Annotated in this window: 9 protein-coding genes and 1 pseudogene; 5 read left to right on the top strand and 5 right to left on the bottom strand. The window is 37.6% G+C overall.

The window, feature by feature from the left end; genetic code table 11:
• Positions 1-9: 9 nt before the first annotated feature.
• Complete coding sequence (locus AC5YD2_RS11740; protein ID WP_496126509.1) at positions 10-2,034, top strand: esterase/lipase family protein; 2,025 nt, start codon at positions 10-12, stop codon at positions 2,032-2,034.
• A gap of 329 nt (positions 2,035-2,363) precedes the next feature.
• Here the strand turns inward: AC5YD2_RS11740 and AC5YD2_RS11735 are convergent.
• Positions 2,364-2,642 (bottom strand): annotated as a pseudogene (locus AC5YD2_RS11735) (LysR family transcriptional regulator); the annotation flags it as partial.
• Positions 2,643-3,508: 866 nt separating this feature from the next.
• Here AC5YD2_RS11735 and mutS point away from each other — a divergent pair.
• The 4 genes from mutS (at position 3,509) to AC5YD2_RS11715 (ending at position 8,518) form a co-directional block, all read left to right on the top strand.
• Positions 3,509-6,148, top strand: coding sequence for a DNA mismatch repair protein MutS (mutS, locus tag AC5YD2_RS11730; RefSeq protein WP_496126508.1), 2,640 nt, complete (start codon positions 3,509-3,511; stop codon positions 6,146-6,148).
• 342 nt (positions 6,149-6,490) lie between these two features.
• Positions 6,491-6,814: a ferredoxin FdxA gene (gene fdxA / locus AC5YD2_RS11725; protein WP_496126507.1), complete on the top strand. Its 324-nt coding sequence runs from the start codon at positions 6,491-6,493 to the stop codon at positions 6,812-6,814.
• Between the two features lie 130 nt (positions 6,815-6,944).
• A complete protein-coding gene (locus tag AC5YD2_RS11720) occupies positions 6,945-7,664 on the top strand; it encodes a D-Ala-D-Ala carboxypeptidase family metallohydrolase (protein WP_496126506.1) in 720 nt (239 codons plus the stop codon).
• 188 nt (positions 7,665-7,852) lie between these two features.
• A complete protein-coding gene (locus AC5YD2_RS11715; protein WP_496126505.1) occupies positions 7,853-8,518 on the top strand; it encodes an O-methyltransferase in 666 nt (221 codons plus the stop codon).
• 330 nt (positions 8,519-8,848) lie between these two features.
• Here AC5YD2_RS11715 and AC5YD2_RS11710 read toward each other — a convergent pair whose 3' ends face one another.
• The 4 genes from AC5YD2_RS11710 to AC5YD2_RS11695 form a co-directional block, all read right to left on the bottom strand.
• Entirely contained in the window at positions 8,849-9,691 is an 843-nt protein-coding gene (locus AC5YD2_RS11710) for a universal stress protein (RefSeq protein WP_496126504.1), read from the bottom strand.
• A gap of 126 nt (positions 9,692-9,817) precedes the next feature.
• Complete coding sequence (locus tag AC5YD2_RS11705; protein ID WP_496126503.1) at positions 9,818-10,453, bottom strand: acyltransferase; 636 nt, start codon at positions 10,451-10,453, stop codon at positions 9,818-9,820.
• Complete coding sequence (locus AC5YD2_RS11700; protein ID WP_496126502.1) at positions 10,446-11,042, bottom strand: IMPACT family protein; 597 nt, start codon at positions 11,040-11,042, stop codon at positions 10,446-10,448. Before AC5YD2_RS11700 ends, AC5YD2_RS11705 begins: the two co-directional genes overlap by 8 nt.
• A 103-nt stretch (positions 11,043-11,145) precedes the next feature.
• The gene (locus tag AC5YD2_RS11695) at positions 11,146-16,779 is read right to left on the bottom strand and encodes a type I secretion C-terminal target domain-containing protein (RefSeq protein ID WP_496126501.1); all 5,634 of its coding nucleotides are present in this window, start codon (positions 16,777-16,779) and stop codon (positions 11,146-11,148) included.
• Positions 16,780-16,798 lie beyond the last annotated feature (19 nt).

The following is a 16,798-nucleotide window of genomic DNA, read 5'->3' as shown; positions in this document are numbered from 1 at the left end:
ACAAATACGATGCCAATCAAAATCATAATAAATAGCACAATCTATCAGAAAAAATTAATTGTCCTGATTGCCAGCATCCCACTTTTCATCAGTGGCTGCCAAGTTGTCAGCGTGAAAAATCAAGCACTGAATGTCTCCATTGCCAATGAACGTGACAGTATTTTAACGCGTAAAAAAATGAGTGAAGCAAGCCTCAACGTATTGTCCATGACAGGTGGTGAAGCAGATGTTTGTACCGATGATCCTGAAAAATGTACGACAGAACTTAAAAAAATTCCTCAAATTCAAGATGAACAACTTCTTTCAACAGCGAGTGAAGCCTACCTCACCAAAGCATTAGCATTGAGTCAAAAATCCGAATGCTCCATAGGTTTAATCAATAAATATCAATCTGAAGAGAAAAAGGCTGCCCATCAGAAAACCTATAATGCCTGTCTAGATGAACAACTTGCATTATTAGATCAAAGTATTCGCTACAGTTATGCTTATTTGTTTAAAACCAAACGCCACCCGAGTGAACGTCTGTTTGATAACCGACAAGTACAAATCCGAGATTTTTATAACCAAGCTTTGGCCAAACTGATCACCAACTATGGTCTAAGATATACCCAAGAACGTGTACCCAAAGAGATTAAAGTCGGTAAAAGCATTTATAAAGTCAATTACAGCGACTATCCACAAATTGCCAATACCAAACTCGATAGCTTAATGTCGAGTTATAATCTGAACTTTTCAGGATTAAGATCAACCAACCGTCGTGATGGTTTCGGTTCTGAGTTTGTTGCCACACTTCCTGCACCGAATAATGACGATGTAGGTAAATATATTGTTGATCCGATGAATCACCAATATAAAAATGGGGTCAATCCAAATATCCATGAACCTCGTTATTTATCCGTCACGATCACAGCTCAACCACAAGTCAGCAACACCATTGATGACATCTTATACAATCCAAATTTTCAGCTGAATATCTTTGACCCCTATAGTATTGAGCAACTAAAAATTGGGAATAATACCTACCCTCTGGCGGCGAATTTCTCTGCGCCTTATGGATTATGGCTTGCTGAAAATAAGCTCGGCGCAGCCGCTTATTTGAGTTTGATTGACCGTGACAACAGCATTACCATGCCGCAATTGTTTAAACTCGAACCTTATAATCCGAACAAAAAAATTATTGTTTTAGTCCATGGGTTAGCGAGTAGTCCTGAAGCATGGATTCGCTTGACCAACGATATCATGGGCGATCAAATCCTTCGTGAACATTATCAAGTGTGGCAAGTCTTTTATTCGACCAATATGCCTATTTTAGAAAGCCATTTTCAAATTGATGCTTTAATTCGACAATCTTTCGCGACTTTAGATCAAGATTCTCCTTCTACCAAAGATGCAGTTTTAATTGGTCATAGTATGGGCGGGATTATCTCAAGATTATTGGTGAGTCAAGCCGATTTGACTCAACCTGCTTTAGCCTTGTTCAAATCTCAACAAATTCAAAAGTTCAAAAATGAACCTTTGTTTAAAGCACGCCTTACGATTGATCCCATTCCAAACTTTGATCGTGCCATTTTTATCGCAGCCCCACATAAGGGAACAGCTTTTGCTGACCGCTGGTTTACCAAAGCAGCACGTAGAATTATCAAGCTTCCAGGTGCATTCCTTGGCGCATTTGCCGATACCTTGACTGATCGCAATGTGAATGTAAAAGACTTTGTGAAAGATTTAGGTCATGGCTTAATTCAAAATGGTCCCAGCGATTTAAGTCATAATTCTAAATTTACTGAACTCACTGAAAATGTTGTGCCAACGAACAAGATCATTTTCCACAGTGTGATGGGTAATATCACAGAGAGTAAAGACCCTAAAATTATGAGTGACGGAATTGTCCCTTACGAGAGTGCACATTTAAAAGGTGCAGCGTCAGAATTGGTTATTAAAGGTGGTCATTCTATTCAAGAAACGCCTGAAGCCGTTTTAGAACTACGACGTATCTTAAGACTGCATTTAACAGAACATGCTCTTTTTAAACCTTGATTTTAATAAGCCTCTAGTAGAGGCTTTTTTATCGCATTCAACAATTCATGATCTTTTCCTACGAAATCTTGTAATTCAAGAAATCGAATCATGACTTTCTAAAGCACGTACTCATTAAAAGCACAGCATGCTTATATTCTAATTAATATTAAATTTGATAGTGTGATCTCAGCATAAATTAGGAGCACTCAAGATGTTAAAAACAGAACATAAATTATTTGAATGTGATGGTGTGGTGGTTATTCTTTGTTTGTTTAAAGACTGAATTCATCCGTTTGAAAATGGGGTAAAGGAAGATCAGCAGAAGCCATGAAAATAGTTTCGTGCTTAGACCCAGAAAACTCTGCAGCCAAAGTGTATAAACCACCTGCTAGATTTAGAATCATTTTACATTCCAGCATGACTTTTTTACCAATCTCTGTTACAGATAATCCTTTTGCGTGTTGACGGATAAAAAGTTGAACTTGTAATTCTGACTCTATATGTGCAATGGCTGCTGAAATTGATGGCGAAGAAACATGAATTTTTTCCGAAGCAATACTAATGCTACCGCTTTCTGCGGTGGCGACGAAATATTGCATTTGACGTAGTGAAATTCTGTTTAACACGATTAAATCCTAGTTAGGCACTCAGTGCAGTTTTATTCACACCTGATTACACCGTAACTGAAAAGCATAATGAATTCATTGCACACAGATTGACCCGCAACTTTCGATTCATATCTTCTACAACGCTGGTTTAATTACTCATCGGTAATCAGCTCTCCAAGTAATGATAGGTTGTTCAAGTTTCTCGGAAACTTAAGATCCTATGTAACGAACCAATCCAGCATCTCTGTCTATTACTCAATCTGCTTATAATGAAAATCTTCACTTATAAGATTTCTTGCACCAATAACATGCCTGAATGCACTATAAGTGAACATCTAATCTGAACTTTCTAGTGAACACATTTGGTGTTACATCCAAATTAAGAACTATAAATTTTCTATAATCTAGAAACATAGTGTTTTGCACCAATTCAGCGAATGACTAATGGGCTAGACTATATTTGCACATGTATAAAGCAAAAAGTTTGCCAAGTATGGATTGTTTAGGCTTTTAAAAGCACAAGCTTTAAACATATTCCTGAATGAATGCATTGTGTTACAACGGCTAGAAATGAAAACCTTAGTGCTCGATCGAATTGCACTGTTTGGTAACAGTGTACAAGATTCACTAGATTTAATAATTCAAGTCAGCCTGCCATACATTTACGCTCCACATCCTTTTAACTATGGCATTAGGATACTGCTATGAGTCGATTTCATTCATCAAAATAATCATTTTTTTAGACAAAGATCAAAAACTTCTCGATCAAAATTTTTAAATATTTTAAATGCGTTGTTTTTGGTAAGATCTAATACTGAAAATAGTCTAAATCGCTTAGGCTATTTAAGTATTATCACTTTTTTAATTTTTTGGATCTTAACTCTATGAGCTTTATGGAAAACATGACTGATTTCTCTACGCTAACACCCATGATGCAGCAGTACATGTCCGTAAAAGTTCAACATCCTCATTCGCTCATGTTCTATCGCATGGGAGATTTTTATGAGTTATTTTTTGATGATGCGCATAAAGCAGCCAAATTACTGGGCATTACTTTAACCCACCGTGGTAAAGCCAATGGAAATCCAATCCCAATGGCAGGCGTGCCCTACCATGCAGCTGAAGGATATTTAGCTCGCTTGGTCAAAAAAGGTGAAACCGTTGTCATCTGTGAACAGCTTGGAGAAGTCACAGGTAAAGGTCCTGTTGAACGTGGTGTCGTACGGATCATCACGCCAGGTACACTGACCGATGATGCTTTGCTCAATGCACACCAAAGCTCGAACTTAGTCTCCATTGCCATCCATCAAAATCAAATTGGTATTGCATTACTTGATTTAAGTGCAGGGATCTTTAAAGTACAACAACAAGAATATAAAGCTGAACATTTACCACTTGAACTTGCGCGTCTTATGCCAAGTGAATTGGTGATCAATGAAGATATCCAAGATCAAGCTTTAATTGAACAAATTAAATCACTGATTGAATGCCCGATAACCAAAAGACCAAATGTTGATTTTAATTTAAACAATGCCCAAAAAACGCTCTGTGATCAGCTTGGGGTGTCAACACTTTCAGGCTTTGGAATAGATGAACTTCCCCTTGCAAAAGTGGCTGCAGCAGCACTGATTCACTATGCAAAAGAAACTCAGAAAACGGCTCTTCCGCATATTCGCTCGATTAAGTTAGAACAAAGTAGTGACTTTATCGCACTTGATCCAGTCACTCGTCGTAATTTGGAAATTATCGACCCTTTATTTGAACACGGTACCTCACTTTTTAATTTAGTGAACGATTGTCAAACAGCCATGGGGGGGCGTTTATTGGCACGTACCTTGATGCAACCCTTACGAGATACAGCATTGCTAGATCAACGTCTAGATGCGATTGAGGTCCTACTCAAAGGGTACCATGAAGCGCCTATCCGATTAATTTTGAAAGAAATTAGTGATATTGAACGTGTATTGAGTCGTATTGCTTTAGGCAGTGCTCGCCCGAGAGATCTGGTTCAACTCCGTCAAGCTTGTGCACAAATTCCTTTTTTACGTCATGCATTACAGCCCATTGTCTCTCAGAATCAATCAACCCTTATTGAACAATTGAATGCTGAACTCGGTGATTTTAATGGGCTGCATTTCAGATTAATGAATGCCATTGTAGAAAATCCACCGGTTCTACTTCGCGATGGCAATGTCATTGCTGAAGGTTTTGACAGTGAATTGGATGAGCTTCGTCAGATCAGAGATCACGCAGGACAATTCCTGATTGATCTTGAAAAAAGAGAGCGTGAAAATACGGGGATTAATACCCTCAAAATCGGTTACAACCGTGTCAGTGGCTACTATATTGAGTTAACCCGTGCTCAAGCCGAGCAAGCACCTGATTCTTATATCCGTAGACAAACCCTTAAAAATGCCGAACGCTATATCACACCTGAACTGAAATCATTTGAAGATAAAGTTCTGTCTAGTGAATCACGTGCATTGGCGCGTGAAAAAGCATTATTTGAAATGCTACTCGATGAACTTCGACAAGATATTGGCAATTTGCAGATGATGAGTGCAGCCATTGCACAACTCGATTTAATCAGTAATTTTGCTCATCAAGCACGTTTGTATCATTGGAATCGTCCTGAGTTTAGCCCTGAAATTGGTATTCAAATTAAAGCTGGGCGACATCCCGTCGTCGAGTCATTAATTAAGACACCTTATACACCAAACGATACGCAACTTGATTTCAATCATCGTATGTCGATTATTACAGGCCCTAATATGGGAGGTAAATCGACGTTTATGCGACAAACGGCCTTGATCAGTTTACTCGCCTACTGCGGCAGTTATGTCCCCGCTCAATCAGCAAAACTAGGTCCAATTGATCGTATATTTACTCGTATTGGTTCTGCAGATGATCTGTCTTCTGGAAAATCAACCTTTATGGTAGAAATGACTGAAACTTCGCAAATTTTACATCACGCAACCAATCAGTCATTGGTACTGATGGATGAAGTCGGTCGTGGCACCAGTACTTATGATGGGCTTTCACTGGCTTGGGCGTGTGTCTTAGACCTCACCAAACGTATTAAATGCCTATGTCTTTTTGCAACGCATTATTTTGAATTGACGGAATTGAGTCACGAACCATGTATTGAAAATTACCACGTCACCGCTAAAGAAATTAATGGTCAGTTGATCTTGTTACACAAAGTACAGCATGGTCCAGCCAGTCAGAGTCATGGTTTACAAGTGGCTAAACTGGCCGGTATTCCTGAAAGTGTGATTAAAGATGCACAACATCGTTTACGTATTTTAGAGAAACAACAGCATCAACCTGTGATACAGAAAGATTTATTTGAGCAAGATACTTTTTCTGAAATTGAAACTGTAGAACAGGTCGTTGAGAAAATCGTTGAAGTTGAAAAATCATCCCCTGCACTTGATGCTTTGAAAAATTTAGACGTCGACGATTTAACTCCTCGCCAAGCACTTGAACAGCTTTATCAACTGAAGCAATTATTGAAAGCATAATGCGCTTATTTATAAAATTCGTGAAATTTAAGTTCTATCCGAATGCTTGACTCGCCCAAGGATTTTGTTCGATTGCTTGATTCTTGAACTTAAGATTAGTGATAATGTTCAGAGTGGATCATTCTTTTTATACCGAATATCACACGATACATTTGATCTATTTGGATTATTTAATAACTTGCATTATCAATTTCATTAGCTCATTGGTCAATTTGTATAAATAAAATTGATTTAGTAGGTTCTTCTATATTAATTATCAATAAAAGGAATTGTTAGTTTGCTTCATTTTCCCTAAAATACAGCATTCGATATTAGAACCATATTTTTTAGGTAGCTGACGCCATGACCTTCGTTGTCACTGAAAATTGTATTAAATGTAAGTACCAAGACTGTGTGGAAGTATGTCCAGTTGACTGTTTCTATGAAGGTCCTAACTTTCTAGTCATCAATCCAGATGAATGTATTGACTGTGCTTTGTGTGAACCAGAGTGCCCTGCAAATGCAATTTTCTCCGAAGATGAGCTTCCAGAAGGCCAAGAAGTCTTCATTGAACTCAATGCTGAACTTGCTGAAAAATGGCCGAACATCACTCAAATTGGTGATCAACCAGCAGATCGTGAAGAATGGAATGGTAAGCCGAACAAATTAGAGCTTTTAGAAAAATAAGTGTGAAGAAGATCAGCTTTAGCTGGTCTTTTTTTATACCGAAATGGTACATTTTTTTGCAATTTATGCCAAATTCGTCCTTAAATTTAGACTAAACTAGATGCTTAGTTAAACTCAGTAAATACATATAATGAAACAAATTTTGAAGGGATTTGTAAGCCTCAGTATGATTTCACTGATGCTCATCGGATGTACATCTTCTCCTAAAAAAGGTCCAACCATACTTACGCAAAATGGTCAGCGTATTTATATTCCACAAGAAAAAATATTTTTGGATCGACCAGTAAAACCTAAAGTGATGCCTCAATCTTATAGTTCTTGGCTCATGCAAGGTAATAATCAATCACGTGTGCGCGAATATGAAAGATTTTTAGAAAGTCATGATGTTGGTAACATTGTGCCAAGTTTTGAGCTGCTTAAATCTGCACGAGATTGGCAGAAATGTGGTAAATCAGAATATATGGTTCCTAGCCGTGAAATATGGGCCAATCAGCTTCCAACATTAAAAGTATTTAAATATTTGGTTGCCTCAAAAGTATTAACTGAATTTGAGGTCACCTCTGTTTATCGTGACTTACCTTTAAATCAGTGTGCTGGTGGTGCGAGTTCATCACGGCATCTCTACAATTCAGCGATAGATTTTAGAATTGGACCTGAGTTTCCACAATCTGGTGATTATGCTTTTATTGAAAACTCCAAATTCAAGCTCTGTCAATTTTGGCAAAACCATGGTCAAAGTTTAAATATGGGGCTAGGCTTATATTCTTCAGGTCAGATTCATATAGATACTCAAGGTTATCGTACTTGGGGGCCTGATCTGACACGTAATACTTCACTCTGTCATTTCTAATGTCTAATTAAAAAAAGAGGTCTGCTGACCTCTTTTTTTATTTTGAACTATATTTTAATGATTTCAGAATTTATATTCTAATAAAAACGCATTGATCAAAGTTCAATAATCATTCATTAAGTTCTACAAAAATTGCACTCAGAATTTAATCGACTACAATGCACATATCGCAAATCAGGTAATCAACAATGCAACAACAATGGTCAGATATTGATGCTTATATCGAATCACACTTAATTCCAGAAGATCCCATTTTAACGCAGACTTTAAAGAATACTGCGGATAAAGGCTTCCCTGACCATTTGGCTGTAGCTGCGAATCAAGGTATGTTGTTACAGATGCTGATTCAAATGAATAAATGTAAGCGTGTTCTTGAACTTGGTACTTTTGCTGCTTACAGCACGATGTGGCTTGCCCGTGCACTACCTGAAGATGGTTATATTTTAACAATCGAAGGTCGTGATACCCATGCTGCACTTGGACAAGAAAACATAGATAATGCTCAATTACCCCAAACAGTTGAACTCAAGGTGGGTCGTGCAGCAGATGTTTTACGTTCACTTCCAAAAGATTTTGAACCATTTGACTTTGTTTTTATCGATGCAGATAAACAGAGTTATCCTGAATATCTCGAACTCAGTTTACAATTTTCACATTCGGGTACGATCATTGTCCTTGATAATGTCATTCGTGCAGGCGATATTTTAGATCCAAATAATGTAAAACCGAGTATTGAAGGTATTCGTGAGATGTATCGTTTAATGCAAAATCATCCACGTTTGTTATCAAGCACTGCACTACAAACGATTGGTAGTAAAGGTCATGATGGTTTTGCGATTGCGATTGTGAAATAAAAAATTTTCGCTTTATTGACACCCTATTTTTTTTAAAAAAGCCACTTTCATCAGTGGCTTTTTTTACTTCTTAAATTAACTGATATATTCTCATCAAGTTATCCACGAATACTGTGAGCATACTTGTGGATAAGATCAAAAAAAACTCATAACACAATGTTTTAACTCATTTAATTTAAATAGAACATAAAATAATCTAAGCGATTAGCTACATATTTTTTGATAAGTATGAAGCTTTTATCTCGATCAAAAATATAGACTATTCAAGTAATATGACCTTTCAAATGATCTCAATAATCCATTCTTATCTTGCTACTCTATTTTGCGACTCTATTTTGCAACTAATAATGGAACAGGTGAATTCCGGAAAATATTTGTGGTGATGCTTCCTAAGAAAAACTGTCGAACCTTACTACGGCTATAAGCCCCTAATACAATCAATTGAATCTGATGCTCATTTTGATAATCTAAAATATTTTCTGCTACATCACCATAACGATATTCAACCACGACATTCAAACCAGCATTGAGTAAAAATTCGGTTGGGATTTCGAGTACCTCTGGATGATCCCCCACATAAAGTAAGTGACATTGTAATTGTCTCAGCAAATCACTTTTAGCAACACGTTTCATCATATCTTTGCATGTCGGAGAATCTTCATAGGCGAAAATAAAACGCGTTGGTGGCTTAAAGGTTTCTCCAACAGTCATTACAGTGCATCTCGCCCCTCGGATAAAGTTTTCAACATTGCTGCCTATACCTTTATTTTTTTCTGCGGAACGTTCACCGACTCGACCAATTAAAACAATATCTTGTTCATTCAACACATTGAAGCTTTGTTCTAAAAAATCGCCTTTTTCTTGAATTTGGGTGGCTTTAAGTCCGTAATTTTCCTCAATACGTTCTGAAATATGCCCTAATAAATTGTTGCTATAATCCAAGGCGAGTTCACTTTGTTTTTGCTCAAGTTCAGCCAACTCCTTAAGTAACATTGCATTACTTTCAAAACCAATCACGCCACTAATTTCACCGAGGTGATAACTTGCAGGATAATAATCGAGCACTTGTAGGAGCACTAACTCTCTTTGGGTTTGTTGTGCGATCCATGCTGCTGCATCTGCGACAGCATTAATACATGGGGATGAGTCAATACAAGCAATGACACGATTCATAATGCCTCCCTACAAGCTCAGGTGTTTTTTTATATTAATTTTAACTTAACATAAGTTCTCAAAGAATTAAGCTGTTTTGTGTAATTCTTTTTTAAATCATTTAATTAGATAGATATTTTTTTAAAATCATTCTCTTAATCGAATAAACTTTGCAGGGTTACCTGCGACTATTTCATGATGATTGACGTCTTTGGTTACCATGCTATTCATTCCTACCACAGCATGATCACCGATTCTAATACCGTCTTTAATCCCTACATGCGCACCTAGCCAAACGTCTTGACCGATTTCGATACCTTGCGATCGAACAGCTTGCTTATAAATGGGTTGATCCGCTTGCATACCATGGTCAAAAGCATATAGATGACAATAGGCAGCCAATCTCGCTTGATCATGAATTTTAATCCCTACTCGCCCCCCATCTAAAATACAGTGATGATTGATGGCGACTTCATTTCCAATTTCTAGGGGCCCATGTAAAGTACAATCTGCTGCGATGAAAGTGTTATCCCCAATAATAATTTTTCGACCTGGTTCAGCAAAAATATGTGCTAAAGGCGAGATAAAACTATTTTGACCAATCTCAACTGTTTCCATATCCATCAAATAGGCTTGATACTCTTTTTGCCATTGCTCAGCCCAAACTCGATTCTTGGGTTTTAAACTCCAATACAGCCATGGCATATAATTCAGTCGATGCTTATGCTGTTCACGGTATTTAAGTAATCGAGATTCCTCAGCTTGAATGTTCGTTTCATCCATTTTCTGCCTCCTCGATTTTTAATTGTTCGCGTCCGCGTGTGACATCTTGTATTTTTAATTCTAAGACCGGAATCTGATGAATTTGTAACTTGGCCATCACTTCAACGCCTTCCCCCGTATAAGCTTCTTGAAATTCAATATTCTGTTGCCTAAGCTCATATTGGAAAATTGACCATTCATTAAATAGACATTTAAAACGTACTATTTTTTTTTCAATCAGCTCAACTTTTTCGGCCTGCATCAGACATTGTCCTGCACAGCCACCATACGCTCGAACTAATCCACCTGTCCCCAGCTTGATACCACCATACCATCGATTAACCAGCACAATCACATTGGTTAATTCGTTGCCCTCAATCACGGCAAGTATAGGTCTACCTGCTGTTCCTGACGGCTCACCATCATCATTAAACCGAACTGTATGTCCTATTTTCCACGCCCAACATTGATGAGTTGTCGAAATATCTTTATGTCGCTCTAAAAAATCTTTTATTGCCTGCTCATTTTCAACGGGTGCTGCAATGGCTTGAAACCGACTTTTTTTGATCTCTTCTTCAAAATAAATTTCATTTTCAAGGGTAAAAGGCATTTATATAAGGCTAAATAATGGAACATATTTACATTATAAACTCTATTCTTACTATGAAAAAAAATCTCCTATAAATAGGAGATTTTTTTATAAAAATTAGAGTTTAATAAATAATTTGATTGTTTTGTAGCAACTGCTCAAGAGAAATATCTTTCCCTTGTAAGATGATAAGCTGAGTCGAATCGAACTGGTTAGCAATTTCAACTTGTTGGCTATTAAAAGCTTTTGCATCACGATCGATTGAAATTACCGTGTTACCATTTTCAGATTCAACTGAAATATAATCGGTCAAGTGACCTTGATGATTTGAAATCAACAATTCAGAAATATCAATGCGATCGTTTTGATCAAAGTCCACCCATGTATCTGTTCCGTTTCCACCTGTTGCATCACTTGTATTCAGTAGATCAAAGATAATCGTATCCGCCCCCTCTGACATAAAATAGACATCATTTGAGGCACTGCTATGTACGACATCATCTACGTAAGAGCCTTGAATGTGTTGAGCGACTTCAATTTCTAGAGTTGATTTATCACGATCACCTGTTGGTGAAATTAACTCATACACAAAGATTTCTTTACCTGCACCTTGACCATTGGCTTGATAAGTATAATGTCCATCTGTTTTCAAAGTGAGCACGCCATATTGACCTGTCACTTTAATTTCAGTTTGAGTCAGATTCGGATCTAAAGTAATGGTCTTGTTATTGATCTTAAGTACAGTATGTGGTAACAAATCCTGATTGAGTTGATCATTAGCCAATAGGTTACCTTCAATCACAGGATTGTCCTGTTCAGGATCTTGAGCCCATTGATCATTAAACTGATTGAATACTTTGACATCATAACCATAATAACGTAACGAACCCGCCTTGCCCGGCATATTCAACTGAAGGCTATACTCACCGACGGCCATATCATGTAATTCTAGATTCAGCTTAGCTTGTGTCGTTTGAGATATTGAGTCGCTGTGCACTACTTGATTCACGGTTTTGCCCGTATGATCCTTGACCATAATTAATTGGTAAGATAAATCAATCTTGGCTGATGAAATATCCGCCAGCCCCTCGAAACTCAATTTAAGACCTTTAGACTGTCCGTCATCCAAAATATTAAAGTGAATTTTCTTAGAAAATTTATCCAGTGCTGTTGCCTGAACACGATTCGATTTTGATAAAAGTGATGTTGAATCGAAAACAGCAATTGATTCATCGAATTTATTGGTCATGGCAGAAAAAACAGCTAAGTCTTCACCCTGCGCATCAACCAAATCAGCTTGTGCATCAAGTGTTGCTAATTTGATATTTAAAATAGCAACTTCATTTTCACCTGTCACTGTGTTGGTTTTCACATAACTGAATGTGTCGACTTTGCCATACTGCGGTGGCTGAATAGCGTTATCTACTTCATAACGATATTGACCATTTGGCTGCATGGTCAACACACCATATTTACCTTGAATCACAAGATTCTGTTGTGTTATAGCTTGATCATTGAGAGCAGAAACAATTTGATCACTTTCCATTTCAACCGTCGCTTCAATAACGCCTGAATATTGCTCGACTTGGTTATAGTCATATACTGTCATATGATCGGCCGTGAGGGTGTTTCCACCAATCACGCTTACACCGTTGGTCGTCAAGTACGCAACATATTCTCCTTCAGGGAACATGACTTGTTCAGGTTTGTTGTAGATTCCCCCTAAAGGAATGCCTAATAATGCAATCGGCACAATCAGGAAGCTTTCACTGCTGTGATAGAGCTCGTACTCTCCTGTGAGCGCATTTTTCTTATAAATGACTAGGTCGGAGACATTTCCAAGGCCGACCACAGAAGTTCCCGTTGCACTGAACTGCATCGAAACCAACTCACCTTGACCGACCTTAATGCTCAGACCAGGCTTACTTGAAATGACATCAGCCGATAAAACATCTCCAAGACCTATACCGACGACCCCAAAACCTGTAGTTGACTTCTTGCCTGAAGTGACTGAATTGCTTGCAGCTAGATTTGAGTAATACGTCTCGCTCGGGTCAATCTCTAGATTCACATTCACAGTATCCATGTCTGGATTAAAATCGTTTAAATCAAGCGTGATCGTCAGTTCAGCATGTTGTAGTTGATCTAATATTGGGTCATAAATGCTGTAAGTAAACGTTTCTTGATCACCATAATTAAAACGTTTCTCATCATAAGCTGTATAAACATAATGGCCATTCGCAAAAATTTCTAAGGTGCCATATTGACCCTCCACAGTCAGTCCATTATTAAGCTGATCCTGAACAAGGGTCTGACCATTGAGCGCAGTCAAATACAGCTTATCAAGGTTCGGGCTGTAGTCTTTACTGCCCAAATTTTGATTAATATCATGGATGACATTGCCTGTAGCTTGTCCATACACTGACAGTGGCTCACGATAATCAAGCAATAAATCTTGTGTGGTTTTAAGGGTATACCCATACAATGCATTAATACCACGATTTGGTTCAATCATCGCAATATATTGACCTGCATCTAGAGTGATGGTCAACTCGTCTGATACCCCACCCAATAAAGCTACACCAAACCAATCGGCATGCTGCTGATATAGTTCATATTGCTGGAATTCAGCATTCCATTTGTAAATAAACAAATCAAAATCTGTCAGCACTTGCACCCCACCCGATTCAGCTTTCAATTGAATCTGGCGCTGAGTATCGTGTGCGACATCAAACTGCAACACATTATCAAATTGAATGGTATTGAGATCGAGTACACTGCCTAAACCAATATATGCTAAACCTCCTGCTGTAACACTTTTCAAATCTTGGCTGACGACTGTCGGATCAACCATTAAATTCAGATACTGTTCATCATTTACAGCCGATAAATGATATTGATCTTGACCATTAATTTTAATCTGGAATTCAGTAACTTGCTCGATATTGTTTTGACGCACCGTATATTTAAAGAACTCTACCGCATTGATATCTTTACTCGATGCACTCGCGAAATAGCTGTACTGACCATCGGCACCAATTATCAAAGTACCATATTGCCCTTTAATCTCAGTTTTTTGATTAGGTTCTATATCAACAATTTGATATTGATAGCCATCAAATACACTGACTTGCGTTAATATAATTGAAGGATCACCCGCAAAATCATTTTCTAATACGTTACCTTGGACTGGCGTCGTGGTCACATAACTTTCACTATAGCTAATATTAAATTCAATATTTCTCAGTAACTCTAAAGTGTTGGTAACCAAAGGAGCAACAACCGAATCTACCAATTTATCCAGCACACCCAGAATTTCTCGTAAAATCGGCAAATCAACCAAACGATCTAAAATATAAGAGATGGGTACGGTGACTGTGTTTAATGCTTTTAAAACTCCTTCAACAATGTTCATCAATTCAATTGTCGAAGGATTTTCTTCACCCAATGCTTTAGAAACCGCTTGAAGTAAAAAATCTTGGTTTTTCTGACCCAACAACGTGCCGTCGGAACCCAATTCTTTAAGTTCGATATCGGTCAGTAACTGGGTTAATTCACTCGGTACGATATAAGTCGATACTCGATAATCACCTGCATCTAATCCATCAAAGGTTAAAGTGCGATTCCCATTTTGATCGATTGCACCTAATGCATATTGGGTACCTAAAGATGCCACAACCCCGTCAGTGTTCAACGATGCAGCCATATGATGTTGCCACTGACCTTCCTCATCTAATTTTTGCAGTGCAATCCCATAAGACTTTGCTACAGAAAGTAGTGACATATCCTTGTAGCTCAGAACAATTGTTCCTTTTACATCAGAGTTGACTGTGTATTGAGTTGGCTCTGTTGAACTACGCCCCATACGTGACCCAGCATCTGGATTTTCTGCAATCGAAATAGAGGTTCCATTTTGAAGTTGAGTATTTAATTGATTCGAAACATTTAAAATGTTGAGAAACTGTGTTGAGCTCACAGTTTCAAGGACATATTCATTTTGAACGGTTTCAAAATTGACCTCAGCCGCATCCGGTTGAGCGTAACTCAATGCAATTTCAAAAGGTTGTACACCCGTACTAAGCGTCGCTTGATTACCCGCATGGTCTTGAATATATGCTTGGGCTGTGACCTGTGCTTGACCACTTATAAGTTCAAGCGTCTCTAAAGGAATTTGGGCTGTCCATGAACCATCCGTATTCAGCTCAGCTGCATCCAGTGTAATACTGATCGATTGACCTAAATGTTCAATGAATAATTCGACTTCGATGTGGGAGACATAATCGTCAGACGCTAGTCCGGTGATTTGCCCTTTCACTGTTAATAGTTGATCATCTATTTCTCGATTCGTAACTACAAAGTTTTCACCCTCGATTTGAGTGATCTGATGATCTCCCGATTCAAGTGATGCGATCCTAGTATCTACAGTAAATGAGAAATCTGGTGTAGGTAATGACTGCAAACCCGATGGACTTTGTTGCACAAATGAAAAATGATGCAACCCATCATCTAACCAAGGTGATTCAACTTCCCACGTTCCCTTTGCGTTTACCGTAGTGGTAGCTACAAGTGACCCATCTGCGTAAACCAGAATCATATATCCAGCTTCACCTTGACCTTTTATGGTGGGTTCAGCATCATTGGTCACGCTTAAGTGTTCAATTTCTTCAATGCGTGGTAAACCATCTGCCTCCTGTCCATTCCCGACATCATCAAAAAAGACAATTTGTGAAGGTGTCGGTGTGATTTCAGGCTGCTGCTTTGAATAGTTATTTAGTGATGTGATATTAAAATCGACTGCATCATTACCACTTTCATCTTGGATGACATTAAAATCATTTTGAGCACTTGGATCTTTATAATCCAAACTTACAGATTGTCCCATATAAACGGGTTCATCGAGTTGAATTGTAATTTGACTATCTTCAACTTCAATTGTATCAATCGTGGCATTTGTTTGATCTACTACAATATTAAATAACTCAGGACTAATATAATTAATCTCATCTAGTTTTTCATTAAAAATGAGAACCAGTCGACCTTCACTATCAACATAATGATCAATTAAATAAGGCGGTATATTATCAACGACATTTTCTTTATGAATTGTTTCATTACCAGAGTAATCCTTTGCAATGATATAAATATATTCTGTAGGCCGATTAAATATAAGATTAAAATCAGTGGTGCCATTGGCTTGAACTGAACCTTCAGCAATAACATTATCTTCATCATCTAATATTCTAACAACTACAGTTTCATTGCTTTGAATTGTAATTTGCTTATCTTGGAGTTTATATTCAATGATAGGTGCAATCGTATCTATTAAAAATGGTGATATCGTTTGCTTTAGCGGATTCGATGGGATCGTCGATAAGGGTTGGATCTTATATTCTTCAGTACTAAACTCTATTTGCAATTCATTTGATTGTTCAATTTGATTAGATTCAACAACAGCGTAAGTATACATCTCAAAATGGTTAATCACTTTGTCTTGCTCAAGAGCGGAAAACGCTACAATCGATTTTGTTTGATTTGAGTCTTGTATGACAAAGAATGTGCTTGTCTCATTGTGGTAAAGGTGATTGACTGTAATTTTTTCATCATTTTGGGTATAAACAATAATTTGATCATCTTCTTTTTGAATTTTTTTAATTACTTCAGCATCGATTAGATAATCAGCTGAATTGTCCATATTATTAAAATATTCACGCACACGATGTAATTCATGTGCTGAACTATTTAACGGCAATTTATCCATTTTAAGAACCCAATCATGC

Source organism: Acinetobacter sp. CY73 (genome assembly GCF_059515865.1).
This window is presented reverse-complemented; position numbering and strand designations above follow the sequence as displayed.

Bases quoted from the DNA above. Each gene is read 5' to 3' on its own strand.
- AC5YD2_RS11740 (WP_496126509.1), top strand. From the start codon at position 10: ATGCCAATCAAAATCATAATAAATAGCACAATCTATCAGAAAAAATTA.
- mutS (WP_496126508.1), top strand. From the start codon at position 3,509: ATGAGCTTTATGGAAAACATGACTGATTTCTCTACGCTAACACCCATG.
- fdxA (WP_496126507.1), top strand. From the start codon at position 6,491: ATGACCTTCGTTGTCACTGAAAATTGTATTAAATGTAAGTACCAAGAC.
- AC5YD2_RS11720 (WP_496126506.1), top strand. From the start codon at position 6,945: ATGAAACAAATTTTGAAGGGATTTGTAAGCCTCAGTATGATTTCACTG.
- AC5YD2_RS11715 (WP_496126505.1), top strand. From the start codon at position 7,853: ATGCAACAACAATGGTCAGATATTGATGCTTATATCGAATCACACTTA.
- AC5YD2_RS11710 (WP_496126504.1), bottom strand. From the start codon at position 9,691: ATGAATCGTGTCATTGCTTGTATTGACTCATCCCCATGTATTAATGCT.
- AC5YD2_RS11705 (WP_496126503.1), bottom strand. From the start codon at position 10,453: ATGGATGAAACGAACATTCAAGCTGAGGAATCTCGATTACTTAAATAC.
- AC5YD2_RS11700 (WP_496126502.1), bottom strand. From the start codon at position 11,042: ATGCCTTTTACCCTTGAAAATGAAATTTATTTTGAAGAAGAGATCAAA.
- AC5YD2_RS11695 (WP_496126501.1), bottom strand. From the start codon at position 16,779: ATGGATAAATTGCCGTTAAATAGTTCAGCACATGAATTACATCGTGTG.